22 protein-coding genes and 1 pseudogene are annotated in these 24,551 nt (G+C 29.8%); 1 reads left to right on the plus strand and 22 read right to left on the minus strand.

Annotated features, from left to right (window positions below; genetic code table 11):
- The 17 genes and pseudogenes from GC105_RS14370 to GC105_RS14450 form a co-directional block, all read right to left on the minus strand.
- Window positions 1–888, minus strand: a pseudogene (locus tag GC105_RS14370) (glucosaminidase domain-containing protein); the annotation flags it as partial.
- Between the two features lie 81 nt (window positions 889–969).
- The gene (locus GC105_RS14375) at window positions 970–4,254 is read right to left on the minus strand and encodes a D-glucuronyl C5-epimerase family protein (protein WP_152806246.1); all 3,285 of its coding nucleotides are present in this window, start codon (window positions 4,252–4,254) and stop codon (window positions 970–972) included.
- Between the two features lie 346 nt (window positions 4,255–4,600).
- Window positions 4,601–5,776 carry a glycosyltransferase gene (locus GC105_RS14380; protein WP_152806248.1) on the minus strand — a complete coding sequence of 392 codons (1,176 nt, stop codon included), beginning with the start codon at window positions 5,774–5,776 and terminating at the stop codon, window positions 4,601–4,603.
- A gap of 12 nt (window positions 5,777–5,788) precedes the next feature.
- On the minus strand, window positions 5,789–7,111 hold the full coding sequence (locus GC105_RS14385; RefSeq protein ID WP_152806250.1) for an O-antigen polymerase: 1,323 nt from the start codon (window positions 7,109–7,111) through the stop codon (window positions 5,789–5,791).
- 14 nt (window positions 7,112–7,125) lie between these two features.
- Window positions 7,126–8,235 (minus strand): glycosyltransferase, encoded by a 1,110-nt coding sequence (locus GC105_RS14390; RefSeq protein WP_152806252.1) that lies wholly within the window; start codon window positions 8,233–8,235, stop codon window positions 7,126–7,128.
- A gap of 26 nt (window positions 8,236–8,261) precedes the next feature.
- Window positions 8,262–9,275, minus strand: coding sequence for a Gfo/Idh/MocA family protein (locus tag GC105_RS14395; RefSeq protein WP_343030049.1), 1,014 nt, complete (start codon window positions 9,273–9,275; stop codon window positions 8,262–8,264).
- Between the two features lie 25 nt (window positions 9,276–9,300).
- Window positions 9,301–10,359, minus strand: a complete 1,059-nt coding sequence (gene wecB, locus GC105_RS14400; RefSeq protein WP_152806254.1) for a non-hydrolyzing UDP-N-acetylglucosamine 2-epimerase — start codon at window positions 10,357–10,359, stop codon at window positions 9,301–9,303.
- 11 nt (window positions 10,360–10,370) lie between these two features.
- Entirely contained in the window at window positions 10,371–11,696 is a 1,326-nt protein-coding gene (locus tag GC105_RS14405; protein ID WP_152806256.1) for a nucleotide sugar dehydrogenase, read from the minus strand.
- Between the two features lie 6 nt (window positions 11,697–11,702).
- Entirely contained in the window at window positions 11,703–12,281 is a 579-nt protein-coding gene (locus tag GC105_RS14410; RefSeq protein ID WP_152806258.1) for an acyltransferase, read from the minus strand.
- Window positions 12,274–13,476, minus strand: coding sequence for a DegT/DnrJ/EryC1/StrS family aminotransferase (locus tag GC105_RS14415; protein WP_152806260.1), 1,203 nt, complete (start codon window positions 13,474–13,476; stop codon window positions 12,274–12,276). The genes GC105_RS14410 and GC105_RS14415 overlap by 8 nt, the downstream gene beginning before the upstream one ends.
- 84 nt (window positions 13,477–13,560) lie before the next feature.
- Window positions 13,561–14,859 (minus strand): oligosaccharide flippase family protein, encoded by a 1,299-nt coding sequence (locus tag GC105_RS14420; protein WP_152806262.1) that lies wholly within the window; start codon window positions 14,857–14,859, stop codon window positions 13,561–13,563.
- 79 nt (window positions 14,860–14,938) lie between these two features.
- Complete coding sequence (locus tag GC105_RS14425) at window positions 14,939–16,105, minus strand: nucleotide sugar dehydrogenase (protein WP_152806265.1); 1,167 nt, start codon at window positions 16,103–16,105, stop codon at window positions 14,939–14,941.
- Window positions 16,106–16,119: 14 nt separating this feature from the next.
- The gene (locus GC105_RS14430; protein ID WP_246169853.1) at window positions 16,120–16,896 is read right to left on the minus strand and encodes a glycosyltransferase family 2 protein; all 777 of its coding nucleotides are present in this window, start codon (window positions 16,894–16,896) and stop codon (window positions 16,120–16,122) included.
- On the minus strand, window positions 16,893–17,750 hold the full coding sequence (locus GC105_RS14435; RefSeq protein WP_343030050.1) for an NAD-dependent epimerase/dehydratase family protein: 858 nt from the start codon (window positions 17,748–17,750) through the stop codon (window positions 16,893–16,895). The genes GC105_RS14430 and GC105_RS14435 overlap by 4 nt, the downstream gene beginning before the upstream one ends.
- Window positions 17,747–18,409 carry a sugar transferase gene (locus GC105_RS14440; RefSeq protein WP_343030051.1) on the minus strand — a complete coding sequence of 221 codons (663 nt, stop codon included), beginning with the start codon at window positions 18,407–18,409 and terminating at the stop codon, window positions 17,747–17,749. The genes GC105_RS14435 and GC105_RS14440 overlap by 4 nt, the downstream gene beginning before the upstream one ends.
- Before the next feature lie 547 nt (window positions 18,410–18,956).
- The gene (locus GC105_RS14445; protein WP_152806268.1) at window positions 18,957–19,178 is read right to left on the minus strand and encodes a DUF2922 domain-containing protein; all 222 of its coding nucleotides are present in this window, start codon (window positions 19,176–19,178) and stop codon (window positions 18,957–18,959) included.
- A gap of 409 nt (window positions 19,179–19,587) precedes the next feature.
- The gene (locus tag GC105_RS14450) at window positions 19,588–19,812 is read right to left on the minus strand and encodes a DUF1659 domain-containing protein (protein ID WP_152806270.1); all 225 of its coding nucleotides are present in this window, start codon (window positions 19,810–19,812) and stop codon (window positions 19,588–19,590) included.
- 415 nt (window positions 19,813–20,227) lie between these two features.
- On the opposite strand from GC105_RS14450, the gene GC105_RS14455 reads away from it, so the two are divergent.
- Complete coding sequence (locus GC105_RS14455; protein WP_152806271.1) at window positions 20,228–21,199, plus strand: acyltransferase family protein; 972 nt, start codon at window positions 20,228–20,230, stop codon at window positions 21,197–21,199.
- A 41-nt stretch (window positions 21,200–21,240) separates the two neighbouring features.
- On the opposite strand, the gene GC105_RS14460 is transcribed toward GC105_RS14455, so the two are convergent.
- From GC105_RS14460 to GC105_RS16975, 5 genes are all read right to left on the minus strand, one after another.
- Window positions 21,241–21,660 (minus strand): hypothetical protein, encoded by a 420-nt coding sequence (locus GC105_RS14460; protein WP_152806273.1) that lies wholly within the window; start codon window positions 21,658–21,660, stop codon window positions 21,241–21,243.
- A gap of 290 nt (window positions 21,661–21,950) precedes the next feature.
- Window positions 21,951–22,175, minus strand: a complete 225-nt coding sequence (locus GC105_RS14465) for a DUF3791 domain-containing protein (RefSeq protein ID WP_152806275.1) — start codon at window positions 22,173–22,175, stop codon at window positions 21,951–21,953.
- A 3-nt stretch (window positions 22,176–22,178) separates the two neighbouring features.
- Window positions 22,179–22,421: a hypothetical protein gene (locus tag GC105_RS14470; protein ID WP_152806277.1), complete on the minus strand. Its 243-nt coding sequence runs from the start codon at window positions 22,419–22,421 to the stop codon at window positions 22,179–22,181.
- 152 nt (window positions 22,422–22,573) lie between these two features.
- Window positions 22,574–23,146 (minus strand): sigma-70 family RNA polymerase sigma factor, encoded by a 573-nt coding sequence (locus GC105_RS14475; RefSeq protein ID WP_152806280.1) that lies wholly within the window; start codon window positions 23,144–23,146, stop codon window positions 22,574–22,576.
- Window positions 23,147–23,471: 325 nt separating this feature from the next.
- Window positions 23,472–24,551, minus strand: a 1,080-nt coding sequence (locus GC105_RS16975; protein WP_207706987.1) for a hypothetical protein, incomplete at its 5' end; no start/stop codon positions are given.

A 24,551-nucleotide genomic window follows, 5' to 3' on the forward strand; every position in this document is an offset into this window, starting at 1 on the left:
ATCTTTAACCCAGAATTGATACAATACTCCATTTTCACTTGTACCACTTGACCTTATAGTATGCGTATTTCCTGTATATCCTGTTCCGTCTATGTTTAATACATCTACTGTTACTTCTATTGTTTTATCTGTAGTCTCACTTGACTGTACTTCTGTAGTTGTTATAGTTGCTATACTGGACTTTTGTTCTGTATTCTCTAGTATTAAATCTTCTGTAGAATTCTTTTCTTCATTAGTTGAATTACTATCTTCATTTTCATCTTCATATAGTTCGTTATCTGTTGATAGTGTTATTTGTGTACCAATTATTTGTTGCAATATGTTAACAATTTTATTACTATATTCCGAATCTTCATTTTCCAAATCTTCTACATTTGGGTATAAGCCTTTTGGCTCTATTAAATCATATTCTGGATCAACACATACTTGATTTAATGGTTCAGTACTTGCATGTGCTTTAAGATGTTGTATATTAGCTCTTATCCCTTCTTGTATGAAATTAAATGTCTCATATGTACCATCAAGATTTTTTAGATTACCAAAATTATTATTATTTATACTAACTTTTCCATCAAATTTAAGCCAATTTGTATTTACTATTATTTGTGCAAAGGCTATGTCCGCTCTTACTCCCTCTATTACTGCTTCATCGAAAATTAAACCTACAAACTTTTCTAAATCAATACTTTTATCAAGAAATTCTTGTGGATATGTAACATCAGAATTTTCAGTATAATATTGAACCATTTGTTCTTGACTTGCTTGTGATTCACCCATAATTGGGTTTATTTCTTGAGCTAAAATTTGAGTAAAATTAATATTTTGAGTTATAAAGCAAGTAATAAGTATTGCAATTAGTACTTTACTTATCTTTTTTTTATAATACATCCTCATTCTCCATTTCAAGTATTATTTAGACACTTTTTCAATTTATAATTAATTTCAAACTATTATAAATACTATTTTACATTATTTACTATAATCACTCTTAAAATTGTTAGACATTTCGTTAAAATAATTTTCTCCAGTAAATTTATATAACATTTCTAATTGTTCAATATGAATCATATGATATCTATCACTTTTCACTTTATGATCCAAACAGTAATAGCTTATTTCACCTTCATTTCTGTAATCTTCAATATATTCTTCTATTGTATTAATAGATGCTTGTAAAATTTCTTTTGCTTTTTCATCATTTGTAATCATATAATAATCATATACTCCATATATCGCAAATATAAATCCATTTAACGCCTGTGTCCCACCATCATGAGGGTACTCTTCAATCCACAAATAACCTTCTTCATCAATTAAAACTACCCATGGATTCTGTGTTACCTCATATGTTGGTTCAAAAGTATTAAATGTTTCTTGTGCTTTTTGCAAATATAATTCATTACCAGTTACATTGTATAATCTTGAAAAAACCGTAAGTGCTTGTCCTTGAGCCATTCCAGAATACCAAGGTGCTTTCATTGTATTTTCTTGATGGCCATGTAATGCAAAGTCGAAAGTATATGGGAAAAATACTTTTTCATCAATCTTTAATCCTAAATCATATAACTTATTTGCGAACAATTCAGCACGTTCTAAATATTCACTATCATTAGTTTTTACGTATCCATCAATTAATGGAAAGATTCTTTGTGATATAACTACTGGATGATAATATGGCTCTCCATCTGATCCTTTATAAATCGGTATGCCTTCCTCATCCACATTATAATTAATCTCATCCAAAGAAATTATTTCTTCATTTACATATGGCAACTCATTATAATCTAAATTATTAATGGAATAGTCTTTGATTTGCATTAAATTAATAGTTTTATACTGTGATACATCTGTTTCTTTACTTTTTATATCTTTTATATCTACTCCGTACAAATAGTTTTTGGATACACCTTCTGGTGTCCAGCTTACATTATTAATTTCACTATATGCTTGTATTATAGTCTTTTCATTGTTACTTAAATCTTGGATCCAAAATTGATATAATACTCCATTTTTACTGGATCCTTCAGCACTAATCTTTAATGGGCTTTCAGTATAACCTGAACCTACAATCTCTAGACTATTAACTGTCGCTAAATTAATTTTAATATCTTTATATAAATGTGCATCTACTCTTAAATTACTTTTTTTATCTTTTATATGAACTCCAACCTTATATTGACCTTCTTTTTCAAGTATCCAGTTATAAGTATTTTTCTCACTATAACCTTGTACTTCAACCCATCTATTCTCACTTAAATCATTGATCCAAAATTGATATAATACTCCATTTTCACTGGAACCAGTGGCTTCAAGAACGTAACTACTTCCACTATATCCTGGACCCTTCAATAATAAACTATTTACTATTGCTGCTTCAATAGTTATTTCTTTATACAAATGTACATCTAGACTTTTTTCACTTTTCTCGTCTTTTATATGTACTCCATATAGGTACTTTCCTGGCTTTGTTGGTGTCCACCGAGCACTACTCTTACTATAGTCTTGTATCATCGTCCATTTGTTTGTGCTTAAATCTTTAACCCAAAACTGATATAATACTCCATTTGTACTTTTAGCACCAGCTCTTATGATGTGAGTACCTCTTACTAATTTTGGTCCTTCAATATTTAAAACATCAACTTCTATTTGCTTAATAGTTATTTCATTATACAAATGTGCATCTAATCTTTCTCCACTTTTCTCATCTTTTATATGTACTCCATACAGATACTTTCCTGGCTTCGTTGGTGTCCACCGTGCACTACTTTTACTATAGTCTTGTATCATCGTCCATTTGCTTGTGCTTAAATCTTTAACCCAAAACTGATACAATACTCCATTTTCACTTGTACCACTTGACCTTATAATATGGGTACCTTCTATATTACCTGTTCCGTCTATGTTTAACACGTCTACTTTTACTTCTATTGGTTTGATTATTATTTCTTTATACAAATGTACATCTAGACTTTTTTCACTTTTCTCATCTTTTATATGTACTCCATACAGATACTTTCCTGGCTTCGTTGGTGTCCACCGTGCACTGCTCTTACTATAGTCTTGTATCATTGTCCATTTGTTTGAGCTTAAATCTTTTACCCAAAACTGATATAATACTCCATTTTCACTTGTGCCACTTGACCTTATAATATGACTACTACCTGTATATCCTGTTCCGTCTATGTTTAACACATCTACTGTTACTTCTATTTTTTTTATTGTTATCTCTTTATATAAATGTGCGTCTAGTTTTTCTCCACTTTTTTCATCTTTTATATGTACTCCATATAGATACTTTCCTGGTTTCGTCGGTGTCCACCGTGCACTACTCTTACTATAGTCTTGTATCATCGTCCATTTGTTTGTGCTTAAATCTTTAACCCAGAATTGATACAATACTCCATTTTCACTTGTACCACTTGACCTTATAGTATGCGTATTTCCTGTATATCCTGTTCCGTCTATGTTTAACACATCTACTGTTACTTCTATTGTTTTATCTGTAGTCTCACTTGACTGTACTTCTGTAGTTGTTATAGTTGCTATACTGGACTTTTGTTCTGTATTCTCCAGTATTGAATCTTCTTCTTCTGTAGAATTCTTTTCTTCATTAGTTGAATTACTATCTTCATATAGTTCGTTATCTGTTGATAGTGTTATTTGTGTACCAATTATTTGTTGTAATATGTTAACAATTTTATTACTATATTCCGAATCTTCATTTTCCAAATCTTCTACATTAGGGGATAAACCTTTTGGCTCTATTAAATCATATTCTGGATCAACGCATTCTTTATTTAATGGTTCAGTACTTGCATGTGCTTTAAGATGTTGTATATTAGCTCTTATCCCTTCTTGTATGAAATTAAATGTCTCATATATACCATCAAGATTTTTTAAACTACCAAAATTATTATTGTTAATACTAACTTTTCCATCAAATTTAAGCCAATTTGTATTTACTATTATTTGTGCAATAGCTACGTCCGCTCTTACTCCCTCTACTACTGCTTCGTCGTAAATTAAACCTACAAACTTTTCTAAATCAATATTTTTATCAAGAAATTCTTGTGGATATGTAACATCAGAATTTTCAGTATAATATTGAACCATTTGTTCTTTACTTGCTTGTGACTCACCCATAATTGGCGTTGTTTCTTGAGCTAAAATTTGAGTAAAATTAATATTTTGAGTTATAAAGCAAGTAATAAGTATTGCAATTAGTACTTTACTTATCTTTTTTTTATAATACATTTTTTCCCCCTTTTTTTACTATTTCAGTAATTGAGAAATGAATAGTTATTAGAGCTTTTGCCGATTTTCTACAAGTAATTAATTTAGATAGTTATCGCTGTCAAATTCAGACAAAAAACGTTTTATAAAGATAATATTATATGTTTTTGTACTATTCATTGTATCTTATATGGATATTAATTTTTGCATGTTTTTGGTAATAGTTCTTACTAATCACTGATTCTATCCTATATGTAATTTCGACACACTCTACTAACAAACCAAAAACTGTAACAATATTCATTCTATATATAATTAATTGTACCATATATTATCAATATTATAAACTTACAAAACTTATTAGCAATTACACACTCACTGAAATATTTCTATATAATTCTAATAAGATGGTTTCTTCATTTTCCCAATTAAGAATATCTTTTGCATTTTTACAGTTGGTTTTATAAATCTCAAATTTATCTTGACTTAACATTACATCATTAATAACCTTTGCTATTTTACTTTCATCTGTTGGGTCTACAACTTCTCCTATTTTAAAATTGATGATAATATTCTTCATTTCAGGAAAGTCGCTACATACAATTGGAATGTTGGCTTGGATATATTCGAATATTTTATTTGGAAGAGCATAGTAATGATTCAAACATGTATTTTCCATAAGATGTATCCCTAGATCAGCTGAACTAGTGTAATCTAATAATATTTCTTGACTAACAGCATCATGGAAAAACACTCTATTCTCTATTTTCAATTCTTTAGTAAGGTGTTTTAAATCAGGTATCAAACTACCATTTCCTAAAATAATTAATATAATTTTAAAGTCAAGATATCTCATTGTTCTAACAATTTTTTCTATTCCACGACCGTCTTGAACTCCACCTTGATATAATAATATTTTTTTTTCTGAATCCAAATTATATTTTTTTCGAAAAATATCATTATCTTGTTGTAAATCTCTTTTTAGTGGTATATTTCTTACTATTACGATCTTTTGATCTAAATTATATTGTTCTTTTAGTTTATTACCTATTGAATTACAAACTGTAATAACTGCATCACTTTTTTTCACTATTTTTTTTTCTAAATTGTTTTTGAATGAAGTATATATATAAGAGCTCTTTCTATGAGAAACATCACTCCATAGTTCATGTGAATCATATATAAACTTACACTTACATATTTTTTTTATCTTTTCACCTATAGGTAAGGTGTATATATCATGACAATGTACTATATCTGGTTGAAATATTTTTGCACGCCTAATGCATTTATTAAAAAATTCTATGTATTTTATAGATTGAGCATAGACGTTTAATTTACTCAATTTATTTCTTGTAATTAAATGAACTCTCTCTACATCAAAATATTCAAATTTTTCTATTTCCTTAAGCCCTATTTCATGTAATGCTAGAACTAGTACTTTATATCCATTTTTGCCTAATGAATTTGCTTCCTTGATTATTCTTGAATCATTGACAAAATTATTTTGAACAACCATCAATACCTTTATTATTTGAATCACCTCATCTAATCATCAATTTTTCCTAATTCTAAACCTTATACTTGATAAATAAAATACTAAAGATATAGTAACTATAAAAAACGCATCAAATGGAAATAAATATCCACTAAAACCTGTAAAAGCAAGATTTTTTAGTTCTAATGCTACCCAAACCATTAATGCTATTTCTATTGTAGTTCTTTCCCTATTTCTATTAAAAATATAATGTAATACATAAACAAATGCACCAAATATGATTGGAATTACAAATATACCGTACCAACCAAAATTAATCCATAATTCACCCCAAAAAGCAGTAGGAACTGAAGAAGTAATCCCTTCTCTCTGTTTATTGACTATATTAGCAATTTCTACTGTATAATTAAAATTTTCAAATGGAAATATGCTTCTAGGATTAGGGAAAGTCTTACCATATTGAAATGGTATTAAATCTGGAAAAATTTCTATATAATGATAGAATGGTATAATTTGACCAGTCAGACCTCTTCTAATTGGAGATATTACAGTTTCGATATGAATTTTTGACCCCATAAAAACAATATAGCTAATAAACAACACTACTAACATTAAAATAGTGATCTTTATTAAAAATTTTAGATCTATTTTTCTATTATAGTAAACCAAAATTACTGCAACTATTGAAATCACATACCATATAATTGGAGCTTTTTGTGTATCGATTAATAATGCAAAGCATACAGAAATAAAAGAAATAATAAAAGATAATATCCAAAACTTCTTTTTAGTTCTAATCATTTCTAAAAGTGATATAGTTGACATAAAAGGAAGTATAGTCTTAAAAAAAAGCCTGAATCTATGATATTTATCAAAAGCATTAGTCATTTCACTTCTTGACTGAGCAATTTCTATGCTTGTACTACCTTTAATTGCTTCAAATAACGCAATATTTGGTACTCTTCCTAAGTAGTAAATAAGTACTCCAATACATGTAATAAAAATAATTAGCCATAAACTTTTACTTAGTTCTTGAATCTTAGCTACATTACTTTTATTAACCTTAATTCTAAACCTATCTATGTATTTTGAACATACATAATATCCTAAGAAAAATTGTATTATCACTAATGAACTTATAATAAACATTTTACTTATTATCAAATTGTTTGTTAATCCAGAATTAACATAGTAAGGAATTATTTTATAATATATAGCAGGGTAACCTATGAAAGCAAAAATAATCAAGCTATAATAAACAACTGAACCTATACTAAATTTATTTAATATTATATTACTATTTAATACAAATGTAGTAGAAATAATTATCACACTCACATATATAACCCAAAACATAAAATTATGTACAACAAAACCCATAGTTAATTAACTCCTTATTTAGATAAAACAATTTCTTTATATAATTGTAATAGAATCACTTCTTGAGTTTTCCAATTATACTTTTCTTCTACAGCAATCCTGCCATTTTGTCCCATTTTAATTGCTTCTTGAGGATTGTTTATATAGTATTCAATAGCTTCTTTTATTTCATTTACATTATGTGGATCTACACATATACCACAGTTGTATTTTTCCATTATTTCCTTCCACAACTTATAATTTGAACATATGATTGGTAACTTCGCCTGCATGAACTCAAAAAGCTTAGTATTCCCTAACGTTCCTTCTTTTTTTGCTTGTGTAGAATAATTTAAAGCCATTCCAGCAATAGAGGAATCATATATGTTTTTCACTTCAGAATGTGGTACTACCCCTATATAGTCAACCTTGTCCCAAGCAGGTAGTTTTTCCAAATATGATATATATTCTTTTGAACTTTTTCCAGCAATGATGTACTTGATACCTTGTATTTTTTCAATAGCAATAATTACTTTATCATGATTCCACTGCTCGCTTATTCCACCAGCAAAACATATTGAATTTGCTGTGTTTCTTTCTACATTAACCATATCTTCTATTATAGGAAAATTAGTGATCATTACTGAATTTGAATTGTTTTTTAAGAATCTATCAACAATATGTGGTGTTACACTTATAACAGCGTCAAAATTCTTTATAGAATAAATTTCATACATCCTATAAAAATTGGAAATTATATTTCTGATTATCCTAGGTATCCATTGTTTATCTTTAATTTGAGCTGGTACATCCTCATGAGAATCGAATATTACTTTTTTACCAAGTAGTTTAAGTTTATTACCAAGTGGTAGTAAATCTGGATCATGAAGGTGATAAATATCCGCATCAACCTCTAATGCTTTTAAATATAGTTTTTTTCTAGAAAACATGAACCGGTCTAACCTATTCTTAGAGATAAATTTAGTTGACATAATAAAAATATTATTAATAAATTCATCATCATTTTCATCATTTACTAATAGTATTACTTCATAATTATTATTTGCTAGAGTTGTACATTCCTTAGAATAAATCCTTATATCGTATCTTGTGTGTGCACTTGTAATATGGCATACTTTACACATACTTTCCTCCCACTAGCATTCTATACTTAACATTCGTAAGCTTTTAAAATTATTTCAATTGCTTTTTTACCTTCTTCTCCGGTGACTAAAGGATTTTTTTTATTAATTATTGCATTAATAAAATCTTTGTAAAGTGGAGTATGACCTTCACCATATACACTATCTATTTCAATACTTTCATCTACATTATCGTAATCTTGTATATCAGAGAAATTCCATGTTTTAATTTCATTCACTGCAAGTCCTCCTATAACCACTGTACCTTTTTCTCCGAATATGCTTAGGGTCTCTTCAAGATTATTAGGATACACACATGCGCTCCCCTCAACTAATCCAATGGATTTATTTTTAAATCTTATCAGTATCGCCCCAAAATCCTCCATTTCGATATCTCTCAAAAATGTATCTCTTTCCGAATGTATTCTTTCAACCTCCGAACCCATCATCCATTGAAGCAAATCAATGTTATGGATGCATTGGTTCATTAATGTGCCACCATCTAAGTTCTTAGTTCCTCTCCAAGGAGCTTGCTTATAATAGTTATCGTCTCTAGTCCATAGTATTCTTGCTGTTCCATTAATTATTTTTCCAAATCTACCTTCATCTATAGCCCTTTTAAGTTTCTGAATAGGAGGATTAAATCTATTTTGATGTGAAATGCAAATTTTCTTACCCTTTTTCTTAGCAGTTAAAATCATATCATCTGCATCTGTTAATGACAAGGCCATCGGTTTTTCAACCAATACATGGGTACCGTTATTAATACAGTCTATAGCGTGTTTTGCGTGGTATCCACTTTCAGAAGCAATGCTTACTACATCAATATTTTCCTTTTTCAACATTTGTATATAGTCCGTATAGACTACAACTTTATTATTTTTTGTATAACATTCATATTGTTTTTTTCTCTCAATTGCCTTATTTTCTATAATATCACATACCGCAACTAACTCTGCATCTTCATAATTATTAATTAATGCTTCTACATGTTTATATGATATTCTGCCACACCCTACAATAGCAAATTTTAGCTTTTCCACTTAAATTCCTCTTTTCATTCGATATTTAAGATTTTTTTAAAATAGATATTATATTTTCTGCTGCTTTACCATTACCATAAATGTCCTTTACATAGTCTTTTTTCTCAATATTTACTATATGATTATATATATTCTCTTCGTTAGTTAGTTTATTCAGTCCAGAATCGGTTAACTCTCTCCAACTAGTATCTGGCATTATAATAACAGCCTGTTTCCCAGCAAAATATGCTTCCTTCTGATATCCACCACTATCCGTTATAACTTTAAAACAATTTTCTGTTAACCCCATTAACTTTAAATAATCAATCGGTTCTATAATTTTGACATTTTGTATTTCTTGCTCTAATCCAAATTCTTTTATTCTTTTTTTTGTTCTGGGGTGCAGTGGCAAAACCACTTTCATTTCATTTGAAATTTTATTGACTCCTTTAAGAATTTTTTCTAACTTTTCAGGAAAATCAACATTAAAATCTCTATGCATAGTCATCATTATATATTTATCTTTTTCAAGGTTTAATATAGAAAGCAGAGAATAATCAAATTTGGGTTTCATTTTCAGAAACACATCATACATAACATCTCCAGTAAAATAAACATTATTCGTGATACCTTCTCTTTTTAGGTTTTCAATACCTAACTCACTAGGTGTAAAGAGATAATCTGAAATCCTATCCGTTAAAACCCTATTAGTTTCTTCTGGCATATCTTTTGGTTCTTGTCTAAGTCCAGCCTCAACGTGCGCTATTTTTATTTTTAGTTTTGAAGCTGCAATTGCTCCTGCTAAAGTAGAATTTGTATCACCGTATAACAAAACAATATCTGGTGTTTCTTTAATCATTATGTCTTCAAGCATAATAAGCATTTTGCCAGTCATTTCACCGTGTTTAGATGCCTTTATTCCAAGGTTATATTCTGGCTTTTTCATATTTAATACATCAAAGAAAATTCCTGACATGTTGTTATCATAATGCTGCCCTGTATGAACTACAATCTCCTTTATATCATTATATTTACTTATCTCATTTTGAATAATTGCTTCTTTAACAAATTGTGGCCTTGCTCCTATAATTGTTAATATTTTCATTTGTACAACTCCTATAACAATTCTATATTGTCTCTATTATTAACATCCTTCATAGCATTTTTTGTATCAAATATAAAATTAGAATTTTTTTGTACAAAATCATAGTCTATATTTGAATGTGCAGTTGTGACTACAACTAAATCTGTTTCTTTTAATACTTTTTCAGATAGTTCTTTGATTCCTTCTTTTGTTTTTCCTTTAAATTTATATAAATCCACATACGCGTCGAAGTATTCTATTATACTTCCTTGTTCTTCAAAATTTTCAATAACTTTTAAAGCAGGACTTTCTCTATAGTCATCAATATCTTGTTTATAAGCTATTCCTAGTATTAATATTTTTGAACCATTAAGTGATTTTTTAAATTTATTTAATATTTTACTGCTTCTATCTATGATATATTGTGGCATACTATCATTAATAATACCTGATGTTTCAATTAATTGTGTATGATAATCATATTCTCGCGCTTTCCAAGTTAAATAATACGGGTCTAGAGGTATACAATGTCCACCGAGACCTGGTCCTGGATAAAATGCCTGAAACCCATATGGTTTTGTTTTAGCAGCATCGATTACTTCCCACACATTGATTCCCATTTCATGACATAAAATTGCCATTTCATTGGCTAATCCTATATTAATATTTCTATAGGTATTTTCTAAGATTTTTTCCATTTCAGCAACCTTTGGAGATGAAGCCTCGAATATATCGCTATTTAGCACTGCTCTATACATTGTCGCAGCAATTTCTGTTGCATCTTGACCTACTCCACCTACAACTTTAGGTGTATTTTTCGTTTTATAAATTAAATTTCCTGGATCTACTCTTTCTGGAGAAAAAGCTAAATAGAAATCCTCACCACATACTAATCCTGAACCTTCTTCAAGTATTGGTAATAGTAATTCTTCTGTAGTACCAGGGTATGTAGTACTCTCTAATACTACTATAGACCCTTTTTTTAAATATTTAGAGATTTCTATAGTCGAATTCTTTACATAGCTAATATCCGGTTGTTTATATTTATCTAAGGGCGTTGGTACACATATAGCAATAAAGTCCACTTCGCTGACAATTGAAAAATCACTCGTTGCAGATAATAACCCTTCGTTTACAATATCCTTCAATTCAGTATCGACAACATCACCTATATAATTTTCTCCCTTATTAACCATTACCACTTTTTCCTGTTGAACATCAAATCCAATAGTTTTATATCCAGCTTTAGCTTTTTCAACTGCAAGGGGAAGTCCAACATATCCTAAGCCTATGACCGCCACTACTGCAGATTTATCGCTAATTTTTTGTAATAGTATTTTTTTTATTTCACTTGACATAAATATTTACTCCTTCGGTACTAAATTTTCATTGATAATTATATATTTTTTATCACATGAATTACATTTATACTCATTATCGATCTTTTGGAGTGTATCACCACATTCACATACATATCCTATGACTCTTCCTGGGTTTCCTACTAACAAAGCATAATCTGGTACATCTTTTGTAATCACTGTTCCTGCACCAATAAATGCATATTTTCCAATATCATAACCACATACTATTGTGGCATTAGCTCCTATTGAAGCACCTTTTTTTACTGTAGTTTCTTTATATTCATCTTTTCTTTCAATAAAACTTCTAGGGTTAATTACATTAGTAAATACGCAAGATGGACCTAGAAACACATCATCTTCACATACTACTCCGGTATATACAGATACATTATTTTGAATCTTAACATTATTGCCTATTTTAACACCAGATGATATTACTACATTTTGACCTATATTACACCTTTGTCCTATAATAGAGTTTTTCATAATATGAGAAAAATGCCATATCTTTGTTTCTTCTCCAATTCGACAAGGTTGATCTATGTAGCTTGATTCATGTACAAAGTATTTTTTTTCATTCATATGTTTTTCCGAATCTTTCAATTATTGTAATTATATATTCTTTTTCTTCTGTTTTTAATTCAGCGAACATAGGTATAGCAAAAGTTCTTTTAGAAAGATATTCAGCAATAGGAAATGAACCTTCTAAGTATCCTAATTCTTTATAAGCTTTTTGTAGGTGTATAGGGACAGGATAATAAATTCCAGTAGCGATACCATTTTCTTTTAGATACTCAACTAATTGTTCTCTTTTTTCAGACTGAAGGATATACATATGATAAACATGTGTCATACCATCTTTCTCTATGGGAGTAATTAAACCTGTACTTGATAATCCTTTACTATAATATTGTGCATTATCTCTTCTTTTTCTATTCCAATCATCTAACAATGGAAGTTTAACTCTTAGTATTGCAGCTTGTACTTCATCTAATCTTGAATTATGTCCAATTAAGTAATTGAAATATTTAAGTGGATTATAAATAGTATTGTCTTTAGATTCATCAAGTTGTACTTCGTTATTGATAATATTATTTATAATATTATAAGCTTTTTGCCCATTTTCTCCACTACCATGCGTTCTAATCCCTCTACAGATAGTTGCTAAATCATCATCATTAGTTACTATCATTCCTCCATCGCCCGCACATCCTAAATTTTTAGTAGGGAAAAATGAAAAACATGCTATATCGCCTAATGCTCCTGCATTTCTACCTTTATATTTTGCACCAACTGCTTGGCATGCATCTTCTATAACTTTAAGATTATTTTTTTTTGCAATTCTATTTATTTCATCCATATCGCACGCTTGTCCAAAGATATGCACTGGCATAATAGCTTTAGTTTTTGATGTTATCTTTTCTTCTATTTTTGATGAATCAATATTAAATGTATCCTTGTCAACGTCAACAAATATAGGTGTTGCTCCTACAAATGATATACTTTCAGCTGTAGAAAAAAATGTAAACGGTGTTGTTATTACTTCATCACCTTCACCTATCCCAAGTGCTTTAAGCACTATTATTAAGGCATCTGTTCCATTCCCTACAGATACCGAATTTTTAACTTTAACAAAATCCGAAAACTCCTTTTCGAATTTTTTAACATTATCTCCCATTATATAATTAGCAGATGATAAAATATCTATTACTTTCTTATCGCACTCTTCTTTGATTGTTTTATACTGTTCTTTTAAATTAATTAATGGTATCTCCATTTTTTCTCCTACTTTCTATTATTATATCTCGAATAAATATATATTAGTTATTATTTATGAATTTAAGTTCATCAGTATGCAAAATCAACTACTTATTTTACTAAAAAGACTATACTTTTTAGCAAACACTATGAATAATATTAAGGCCATCATAAAGTACACAAATATACTTGTATATGCAACACCTATTACGCCATAATATGGTATAAGAATAATATTAATAATAATTTGAAGTATCACCCCCGTAAAAGAGACTATCATATTATATTTAATCTGTCCCATAGCCGCTAATAGATTGGCAGTGGTAAACCTTAATCCACAATTAGCAAAGGCCGCTATAAGTAACAACCGCATAATTGGAACGACATTAACGTACTGTGACCCATATAGTAGCGTTATAACAGGCTCTGCAAATATTATCAGTAGTACTACGAGGAATGCAATAATGCTAGACGATATACCTAGAACCTTAAAATAGTTTTTCTTAACCCATTTATAATCTGATTCATGTCTAACAAAGTAGGGTGCTACAAAGATACCGATAGCAGCAACAAATATTGAAAGGTTTCCTGGTAAAACATATGCGACCTTGTAATCAGCTATAAGGGTCGCATCACCACCTAGTCTTCCTAACAAGAAAACATCATTTAACATGAAAATAGCCCATACACCATTTGTCACCATATATTGAAAAGAGTATTTATTAATTTCTTTTTTCTTAAATAAAGATATTTCATTTATCGTCACTTTACTAAAATATAACTTATATGTTAATATAGTCAACAATATTCCGAATAAAAGGTTAATTATAACTTTAGACGCAATTACTCCATTTAGTTCATATAAAACCGCTCCTAAATATCTACTCGCTATTAATACTGTTGTAGTAATAAATGTAGTTATAGCATATCTCTTATTTGAAAACATGGCTCTATATGTAAAATTGTTTATGTCTATCATGTATTGAAACGGCAAAGCTAGTAACATGATTATTAGTAACCACTTTGCTGACTTAAATTCAACAGGATGAGGATATAAAAAACTAATTGATCCTACAATAAAAATAAGGATAAAATTCAAAAGACTACTTTTATTTAATGCATATTTATAGTATGTAAATTTTTCTTCTTTATGATCTGCTAAAACTATATATCGCAATACCGAATATGCTAAACCTAATCCAGCAAAAATATAAGCATATCCATAAATATTTTCTATATAACCTAATACTCCATATGATTTTTTAGAAAGTACCCTGACTAGAAATATTGAAGCAAAAAATGCAACAAATTTAGACAAAAAACTTCCTATGAATATATGAAACGCACCTTTTTCCCATAATTTCAAAAATTGATTTTTAATTAATTCTATTTTTGTTAACAAATATAGAACCTCTTTTCTGATTGAAAATACCTGTTATAGTGCTTAATATAATACGCACATGTACAAATGCTTACAATTCTTAATCAGTACTAAATAAATCCCTTGTATATACCTTGTCTGCTACATCTTTAATTTCATCTGACATTCTATTCGCTACAATCACATCACTTATATTTTTAAATTTTTCAAAATCTTTTATTATTTTAGAATTATAAAAAGTTTCTTCATTTAATGTCGGCTCGAATACCACAACTTCTACCCCTTTAGCCTTAATACGTTTCATAACCCCTTGGATAGAAGACTGTCTGAAATTATCAGAATTCATTTTCATAGTAAGTCTATATATCCCTACAATATTAGGTTTTCTTTGTAATATTTTATCAGCTATATGGTCTTTTCTTGTTCTATTCGAATCAACAATTGCTCCCATAATATTATTAGGCACATCTTCATAATTAGCCAGCAATTGTTTTGTATCCTTAGGTAAACAATATCCTCCATAACCAAAGGACGGATTATTATAATGCGTACCAATTCGAGAGTCTAAGCATACACCTTCAATAATTTGTTTTGTATCTAAGCCTCTAACTTCTGCGTAAGTATCTAGTTCATTAAAAAATGCAACACGTAACGCAAGATATGTATTAGCAAACAGTTTAATAGCTTCGGCCTCTGTTGATTCAGTAAGTAATACGGCAATATTATTTTTAATAGCTCCGTCAGCTAGAAGTTTTGCAATGTTTTTTGCTCTTTCTGATTGCTCACCTACAATAATACGAGATGGATATAAGTTGTCATATAACGCCTTACCTTCTCTTAAAAACTCTGGTGAAAAGATAACATTTTCAGTCTTAAATTTTTCTCTAACCATTTTTGTATATCCAACTGGCACTGTCGATTTAATTATTATAATGGCATCTGGATTGATTAATGTCACATTTTCAATCACTGTTTCCACGCTTTTTGTATTGAAATAATTCTTGTCTGGATCATAATTAGTGGGTGTAGCGATAAATATATATTCTGCATCTTTAAATGCAATATAATTATCAGTAGTTGCAAATAAGTCTAATTTTTTATTTTCTAAATAATCTTCAATCTCTTTATCTAGTATAGGTGATTTTTTCTTATTAATCATATCTACTTTTTCTTTAATAATATCTAACAGTATAACTTTATTATGCTGTGATAACAAAACAGCATTAGACAATCCAACATAACCAATTCCGACTATAGTAATATTCATTTCTCAACCCCATTTTATCTCAATTTAAAAATTGTTACAGTAATCCAATAAGCTATTAAATAGCTTGACTTCAATAATGATAATTTTTCAATTTTACGGTAAACCACCCAATGATAAAGAACTAAATTAACTTTTTTCTTAGATAATGACCCATTTCTTATTCTATGACTTGCCAAAGGTTCATCTATTCCATATAAAACATTCGCATTTCGAATAACTTTTAGCCACATAACATAATCATTTCTTTTTTTAATATTAGGAATTTTGATTTTACCTAATATAGATGCATTATAAATGACTGTTGAATTACCAGGATTCTTTTTTAATATATCATTGTATCCACTTTGTTTCTTAACATTAATAATATGATTAAGACTATTGCCCTTTTCATCAATCTTCGTATAACTAGTGCAAGTAAAACTATATCTATTTTGTTCCATGAAATCTATCTGTTTTGTTAATTTCTCAGGAAACCAAATATCATCGCTATCAAGAAATGCCATATACTTTCCTTCAGAAAAATCTAAAGCTTTGTTTCTCGCAACAGCTGCACCAGAGTTTTTATCAAGCTTATAATATTTTATTCTTTTATCATTCAACATATATTTTTTTACTATTTCAACAGTATTATCTGTAGAACAGTCGTCTATAATAATAACTTCCCAATTTTTATAAGTTTGATTTATAACAGAATCAAGAGTTTCTCCAATAAAATTCGCACAGTTATATGTTGGCATAATGACTGAAACTAAATTTTCAGATATGTATCCACCTATTGTATCACTCATCATTGCTCACGCTCCATTTCTGTCAATTTAATTGATTCGATTAAATCTCTTACTTGATAATCAACTTTATAAACACTCATACTTTGTACGTATATCAAATCTCCAAACACCTTATTTATTGTACCAGATTTCATTAACCTTATTATCTGATTAAATTTTTTAGTCATATAAATTTTTTGCCCATATGATTTAGCAATTAACCTAACCATCTCGCTTGTTTTCACATACTCACTATTCTGCGGAAAAAACAATCCACTACTACAACCATCAATTAGTAGTTTTACAAATTCAGATAAATTATCTATATAAATCATACTTCTTTTATTGTCAACATCAGGAAATAAAGGTGTTATCTTCGCTAACTTAACTAGTCTAGGATAGTTACCTTTACACCCCTTTCCGTAAATCATGGGAGGTCGTAAGATTGACAATTTAAATGAATCATCTTCAACTATAGATTCAATTAACTCTTCCGCCTGAAGTTTTGATTTTCCATAATTGCTATTTGGATTAAGTGGAGTATCCTTATCAATAAATCCACTTTCTACTCCATAAACACTCATTGAACTTAAAAAAATAAACTGCTTAACACCTTCGTTTTTAGCTTTTTTAGCAGTCTCGTATGGTAAATCTCGATTCACTTTGTAGTAAAGATCTTGATTTTCTTTTGTTTCCTTAACATGTGCAATTCCAGCAACATGGAATACAACATCAAATTTGGAGAAATCTTTCATTTTCCATGATCCATCTCTCATATCAATAGTCTCTGTAACATATTTATCAGGATCTTTTGCCAACCAGTTCTCTAGACTTGTACCGATATAGCTATTAGCACCTGTTATTAGTATTTTTATCACCTAGTCAATCTCTCCTCAACAACGTTTGCTTTTGTTGTTTTAGATACACCTTCAACAACACCATCACTTTTAGCAACATAAAATATCGTCCCAAAGAAGCATTTTACGTCAAATAAAAAGTTAATTTTATTAAGGTATTCGCCATCGAGTTTTGCCTTTACCTCTATTGGCAATTCATCTCTGCCGTTAATTTGGGCCCAACCAGTAAGTCCGGGTAGGATATCATTGGCTCCATATTTATCTCTTTCTTCTATTAAATCGTATTGATTCCAGAGAGCTGGACGTGGTCCTATAATGCTCATATCACCTTTGAATATATTGATAATTTGAGGCAATTCATCTAGACTGGTTTTTCTTAGTATTTTTCCTACTCGTGTAATAAATTCGTCTGGATTTTCTAATAAATGTGTAGGCATTTCTTTTGGTGTGTCTGCTCTCATAGTTCTAAATTTTAATATATTGAAGTGTCTTTTCCCTTTTCCTACACGCTTTTGTGTAAAAATAATAGACCCTTTTGGATCATCAACTTTTATAGATAAAGCTATTATAAGAATAATTGGAGATAACAAAACCAGACCAACTAGAGATAGAAAAATATCTAAAGATCTTTTTATTACTATGTATTTTTTTACAGACTTATTTCCTTTAATTTTATCCACACTACACCTCTAAATCTTATTGATTTGTTAACATTACATTGTCAGTTACTAATATTTTCATTTTCTGTAATTGTTTGTTTTTTTAATAATAAACTTATTTAACAGCTTAACTTTTATTACAACATTATACATTATACAACAATGAATTACAATTGTACAAGTGTATTTATGTAAAGAAATAATGCAAAAGAAAAACTACTATCACCCTATTAATTATAAACCTTACTTTTATCTTTTATACTTTTTTCCTTGCAGGTTTTTATAAATTCATAGTTTTTTATATATTGTTACTTAGATTCTCCTCAATATTACACTATTTTGATCTATATCTCAATGGTAAAACATACTACTATAGCTTATGGATTTATAAGGGTATTGATACATTATTATTTTACGGGACACAAATTGGGGCTGATAGTTGGATAGTTGGACGGTAGACAGGGAAAACTTTAGAACTTCCTGACCAACTGAAAGAAGGTTTTATCATGTAATAGATATCTTGTAATCGTAAAAACCTGCCTATCTCGCTGAGATAGGCAGGCATATTTTATACTACGTCAAATTCTACTACTTCTGTAGTCACTAATTCTATCTTTACTTTTTCTGATAGGGGTGATCCATTTGGTTCAAATAGTGAGTTTGCTATTATGAGATCCATCAAGCTGTTTACTTCTGCTTGTGTGATATCTGTTCTAGCTTGATCAATAGTCATTTTACTATTGGCTCCGTCTGCTCTTTTAAAATTCATATCTAAACGTACTGTGGGCATATGACACCTCCTTTTTTAATGGCTTGGGAATTAATTTGGTGATAAGATTCTTCGTCATTTTACTCCTCTGAATGACGTTCGGGGGTGGGGCTTTGGGGTGTTGAGATTCTTCGTCGCGTCGCTCCTCTGAATGACGTTTGGAGGTGGGGCTTTGGGGTCTTAAGATTCTTCGTCGCATCGCTCCTCTGAATGACGTTTGAGGGTGAGTCTTTGGGGTGTTGAGATTCTTCGTTGCCTTGCTCCTCTGAATGACGTTCGGGGTGAGTCTTTGGGGTGTTGAGATTCTTCGTCGCTTTACTCCTCTGAATGACAAGGAGGAGAGCGACCTCTGGGTGACAGGTGTTACATAGATGGTGTAAGTTTTGTTCGGATGGCGTTGATAGTTGCTTGGGATTGTGATTATAGTTCTTTATACTTGTATTATCATTACATCTTGTATTTTGTGGACTTCTTCTAGGGTGTTTGTTTGTAGATCGGAAATGGCTGTTGCTACTTCGTAGATTGCTTCATCTGTTACATCAGCTTTAAGGTTAGAATAGGTTTTGGATCTTATAATGTTATTTCCTTTTTCATCTACTCCAACATTGTATCGAATTTGTAGTCTGGAACTAAAGATATTTGCTTCTACAGGCATTTATTCACCTCCTTGTAAGCACTCTTTTTTTGGTGCTCATACTATAAATAGAAATTTAGAGAGAAAGTAACCCATGTAAGTTGGGAGTTATTTTTTTGGGGAGTAAGATTCTTCGTCACTTTGTTCCTCTGAATGACAGGAGTGACGGTTCCTCTGAATGACACAGGAGGGATAGCTCTGACAGGAGGAGAATGTCCTCTGGGTGACGTAGGAAAGGTGCTCCTCTGAATGACAGGAGGGTGAACTCATCTGGGCGATGTAGGAGAGGTGCTCCTCAGAATGGCGTTGGATGGTTGATACGGTTTCTATCTTGTGGCTTAAATTTTGAATATGAAACTGACAAATTATTTCAGTAATTATTAAGTTTTATATGTTATAATTTTTATTGTGAATTTTTGATTTGAGGTGTTTATAGATGGTAGAGAAATCTAGTAGGGATTATTATTTTGATAATGCAAAGTTTTTATTAATTATATTAGTTGTTTTAGGGCATTTTATTCAACCTGTTATTGGAGAATCTGTAGCTTTATATTGTTTATATAAAATCATATACATATTTCATATGCCTGCTTTTGTTTTTTTAACTGGTTACTTTATGAAGCACACTAAAGATCATTCTAAATCTATTATAAAATTTTCTTTATTGTATCTTATTATGCAAACTATATATTATTTTATTATGGTAGACTCCAATTATATTTCATATTCTACGCCTTATTGGTCTTATTGGTATTTGTTGGCTCTTGTTGCATGGCATTTGGTTTTTCCGCATGTTAAAAACATTAAGGGTATTTTAGCTATATCTTTTATATTGGGTATACTTGTTGGACATGATAGTGGTTTTGATACTTTTTTAAGTCTATCGAGAATTTTTGTCTTTTTCCCATTTATTTTATTAGGTTACTTTACTAAAAGAGAACATTTAGTTTTCTTGAAAAATAGTAAGACAAAATATATTATTCTTGCTGTATCAATAATTTGTTCTTATATATTATTAAAGTATAATTTATTAGATTCTGAACTCTTGTTTGGAAGGTCGTCATATGTTGATATGGGTTACACTACTTGGTATGCAGGTATATACAGATTACTTGCTTATAGTCTTTCTATTTTATACGGTTTTTGTTTTTTTATTTTTGTACCTACAAGACAAGCTTATTACTCAACATTAGGTCGACAAACTCTAAACGTTTATCTTATGCATGGGATAGTTATTAGGGTTCTTGAAAGTGTCGGATTTTATAATCGGTTTAATACTTATCCTTGGTATTTTCTTTTGATTGTTATTAGTGTGATTTTAACTTTTGCTTTCGCTTTGATTTCTAAGATTGCTGGTGAACGAAAAGCTGAGATAGTAAAGCATTCAGGTATAGGTGCTATTGAATAAAGGTAGTCGTCTGGTTTAGGGCTTGGATTTATTCATAATAATTAAAACTTAAATATTTTATCAGTCTTATAAAAACTTGTAATGATTGTATGCCCTAGTACTATTCTAAAGACAGTCATAAACCCAGTATCTCCTCCTAATAAAGTATTAATAGGAAGTGATATTGCAGATAGGTACCCATAGATATAAAATGAAAGAGTAAAATATAGCGAAGGTATCCCTATCAATATTAGTTTTGGAAAATTAATTTTCCAAACACCTTGTTTTTTTATCTCTTTAACTAAATGATCTAAACCTAATATTACACCAATCACTATATGTAAAAAACTCATAATAATATGCAGATTGAAACCACCTGTCATATGACTTTTTACGTATTGTAATCCATAGTTCTCAGCATATACAATTAGCAGTATTATTGATATGTACACAAAATATTTTAACCATGATCTTAGTTTCATAATATTCCTCCATCTATAATATTATTTTATATTCATAATTCATATACGTATTTGAATATATTAAATATTATAACATTGATAAACGCAGTATTTGTATTTTCTTGTAATATATTATCAGTTCTCTAAGGGGCGATTTACAAATCGCCCCGCATTTTTTTTACATGGTATATAGTTTTAAAGATATAATGAGATTCTTATCCATTGGACCTTTACAGGATGACTTGTACCTTGTAAGTAGCTTGTCTGTGGGAGGAGAATACATAAAAAAGTATATGTACCCTTCGATTTAATTATTGTATACCTCTTGCATCTATTTGTTTTCTGGCATCGATATAAATATTAAGATCCTCAATTATATATTCTTTCCCAGTAGTATGCAAGGCTTCATAACTTGAATTAATATAATCTAAAACTCGATATCTGTTGAAAAGGTCAATTGTTTCTTTACCTCTAAGGCCTTTTGCATTTTTATAATTTTCTATGCAATAAACTAAAAAATCTAATTTATCATCCATCTCTTATGCCTCCTCTGGAAATATAATCTTCCCATCCTCTTGTTCATCCATAAATAGACTATATAAGGTTGGTACACTTAAATGCCATACTTTTGTTTCTTCCTGCTCTAATTTTTCATATAGTTTAGATGCATAAAGTCTGTTTAAAGCTTCTTTGTCTATAATATTCATCTCATTAGAAATATTTTGAGCTAATCGAGATACTATGATTTGTAAAATAGTTTGAAATTCTTTCAACTCACTCATCATCGTTCCTCCTTATCATAAAAATCTAGCTGCCCTAAATATCGTAAAAATAATATATATATTTGATTTATTAATTATTATAACACTAACATTTTTAAAATTAAATATTCATTTATCTACGGGGCGATTTACAAATCGCCCCGTAGTTTTTTTTACATATTGTGTGGTTTTTGCAGATATTCTTTTAGGGTTATTAAAGATCTTGCTTTTAATTTTACTAAGCCTTGGTAGTTAAGGTTATATTCTTTCGATAATTCTATTAGCTTCTTCCCTTGAAAATAATGTGATTCTATTAACCACTTTTGTCTTGGTCTTAGTTTTTTTATAGCTGCGTATAATTTAGTCCTTTCTTCTCGCCATATGATATCTTCTACATGAGAGTCTATTGTTTTGTATTCTTCTTCTGGGATTTGATCTAGTGAAGATGTTTCTTGTGTGAAATCTATATGATCTTTTTCTTTTTTTACTATATTCATAAAATAGTAGAATAATTGCGACTTATAATAGGCAGCAAAGGTTACTCCTTTTAATGGATCGAATTCTTTAATTGATTCAAATAATACTACCATAGCACTTTGATAATTCTCTTCAAAGGTGTCGTAATAACCGTACTTTTTTATGGTATACAGAATTAAGGGTTTTAGTTCTATGATAAGCTGTTCTGATAATCCTTTATTTCCGGTTTTTATTTCTTTTACTAGTTCTTCAAGAATAATGAAATTCACCTCCTTGAAAATGGGGTACTTATTATATATATTAATAGTTTATGAAAAGGACACTGGTTAGGTGTATTTTTGGGGTTGGGGTTTGGGGTCTTAAGATTCTTCGTCGCTTTTGCTCCTCTGAATGACAAGAGAGTACTATCGTTGGAGGTTGGGGATTCCTTTGAGGTCTTAAGATTCTTCGTCGCTTTGCTCCTCTGAATGACATATGGGTGAACCTCTGAATGATAAGGAAAAACACTGACAATTAAAAAGACCTTAGACCACTACCCAGGTTAAATGGGTAGGATCTAAGGGTTTGGGGGCTTTCTTAACTTTTAGACAGAGGCTATTTTCTGATAAATTTATATTTGCTTGTATTTCCTGCTTTGTCTTTTATAGTTATTATATAGGTTCCTTTTGTCTTAAAAGTACTTTTTGATGGCCAGGTATAGTTTTTGCCATTTCTCGTAACGCTTCTACTTGAGTAGTTAACATCAGAGTATGTTGCTTTTATGTATTGCTTACTTGTTCTTCCGTTTTTTATTGTAACTCCTTTTGTTGTTTTTACAGATATTTTAGGTTTTGTTTTGTCTATTGTAAATGTAAATGTGGCGCTATTTCCTGCTTTATCTTTTATTGTTATTATGTATTTACCATTTGTCTTAAATGTACTATCTGTAGGCCAACTTATTGCTTTACCATTTTTTGTAACACTTCTGCTTGAGTAATTTGCATCTGAATAGGTTACCTTTGTGTCTGTTTTTACATGTCGTCCATTTTTATATGTAGTACCTGTTGGACTCTTTACTGTAATTTTAGGCTTTGTCTTATCTATTGTAAATGTAAATGTAGCGCTATTTCCTGCTTTATCTTTTACTGTTATTATGTATTTACCATTTGTCTTAAACGTACTATCTGTTGGCCAGCTTATTGCTTTACCATTTTGGGTAACGCTTCTGCTCGAGTAATTTGTATCTGAATAGGTTACTACTGTGTCTGTTTTTACATATTGTCCATTTTTATATGTGGTACCTGTTGGACTTTTGGCTACTATTTTTGGCTTTGTTTTGTCTATTGTAAATGTAAATGTGGCGCTATTTCCTGCTTTATCTTTTATTGTTATTATGTATTTACCATCTGTCTTAAATGTACTATCTGTTGGCCAGCTTATTGTTTTACCATTTTGGGTAACGCTTCTGCTCGAGTAATTTGTATCTGAGTAGGTTACCTTTGCGTCAGTTTTTACATATTGTCCATTTGTATACGTAGTACCTGTTGGACTTTTGGCTACTATTTTTGGCTTTGTTTTGTCTATTGTAAATGTAAATGTGGCGCTATTTCCTGCTTTATCTTTTATTGTTATTATGTATTTACCATCTGTCTTAAATGTACTATCTGTTGGCCAGCTTATTGTTTTACCATTTTG

Source organism: Alkalibaculum sporogenes (assembly GCF_009362815.1).
GTDB lineage: Bacteria > Bacillota > Clostridia > Eubacteriales > Alkalibacteraceae > Alkalibaculum_A > Alkalibaculum_A sporogenes.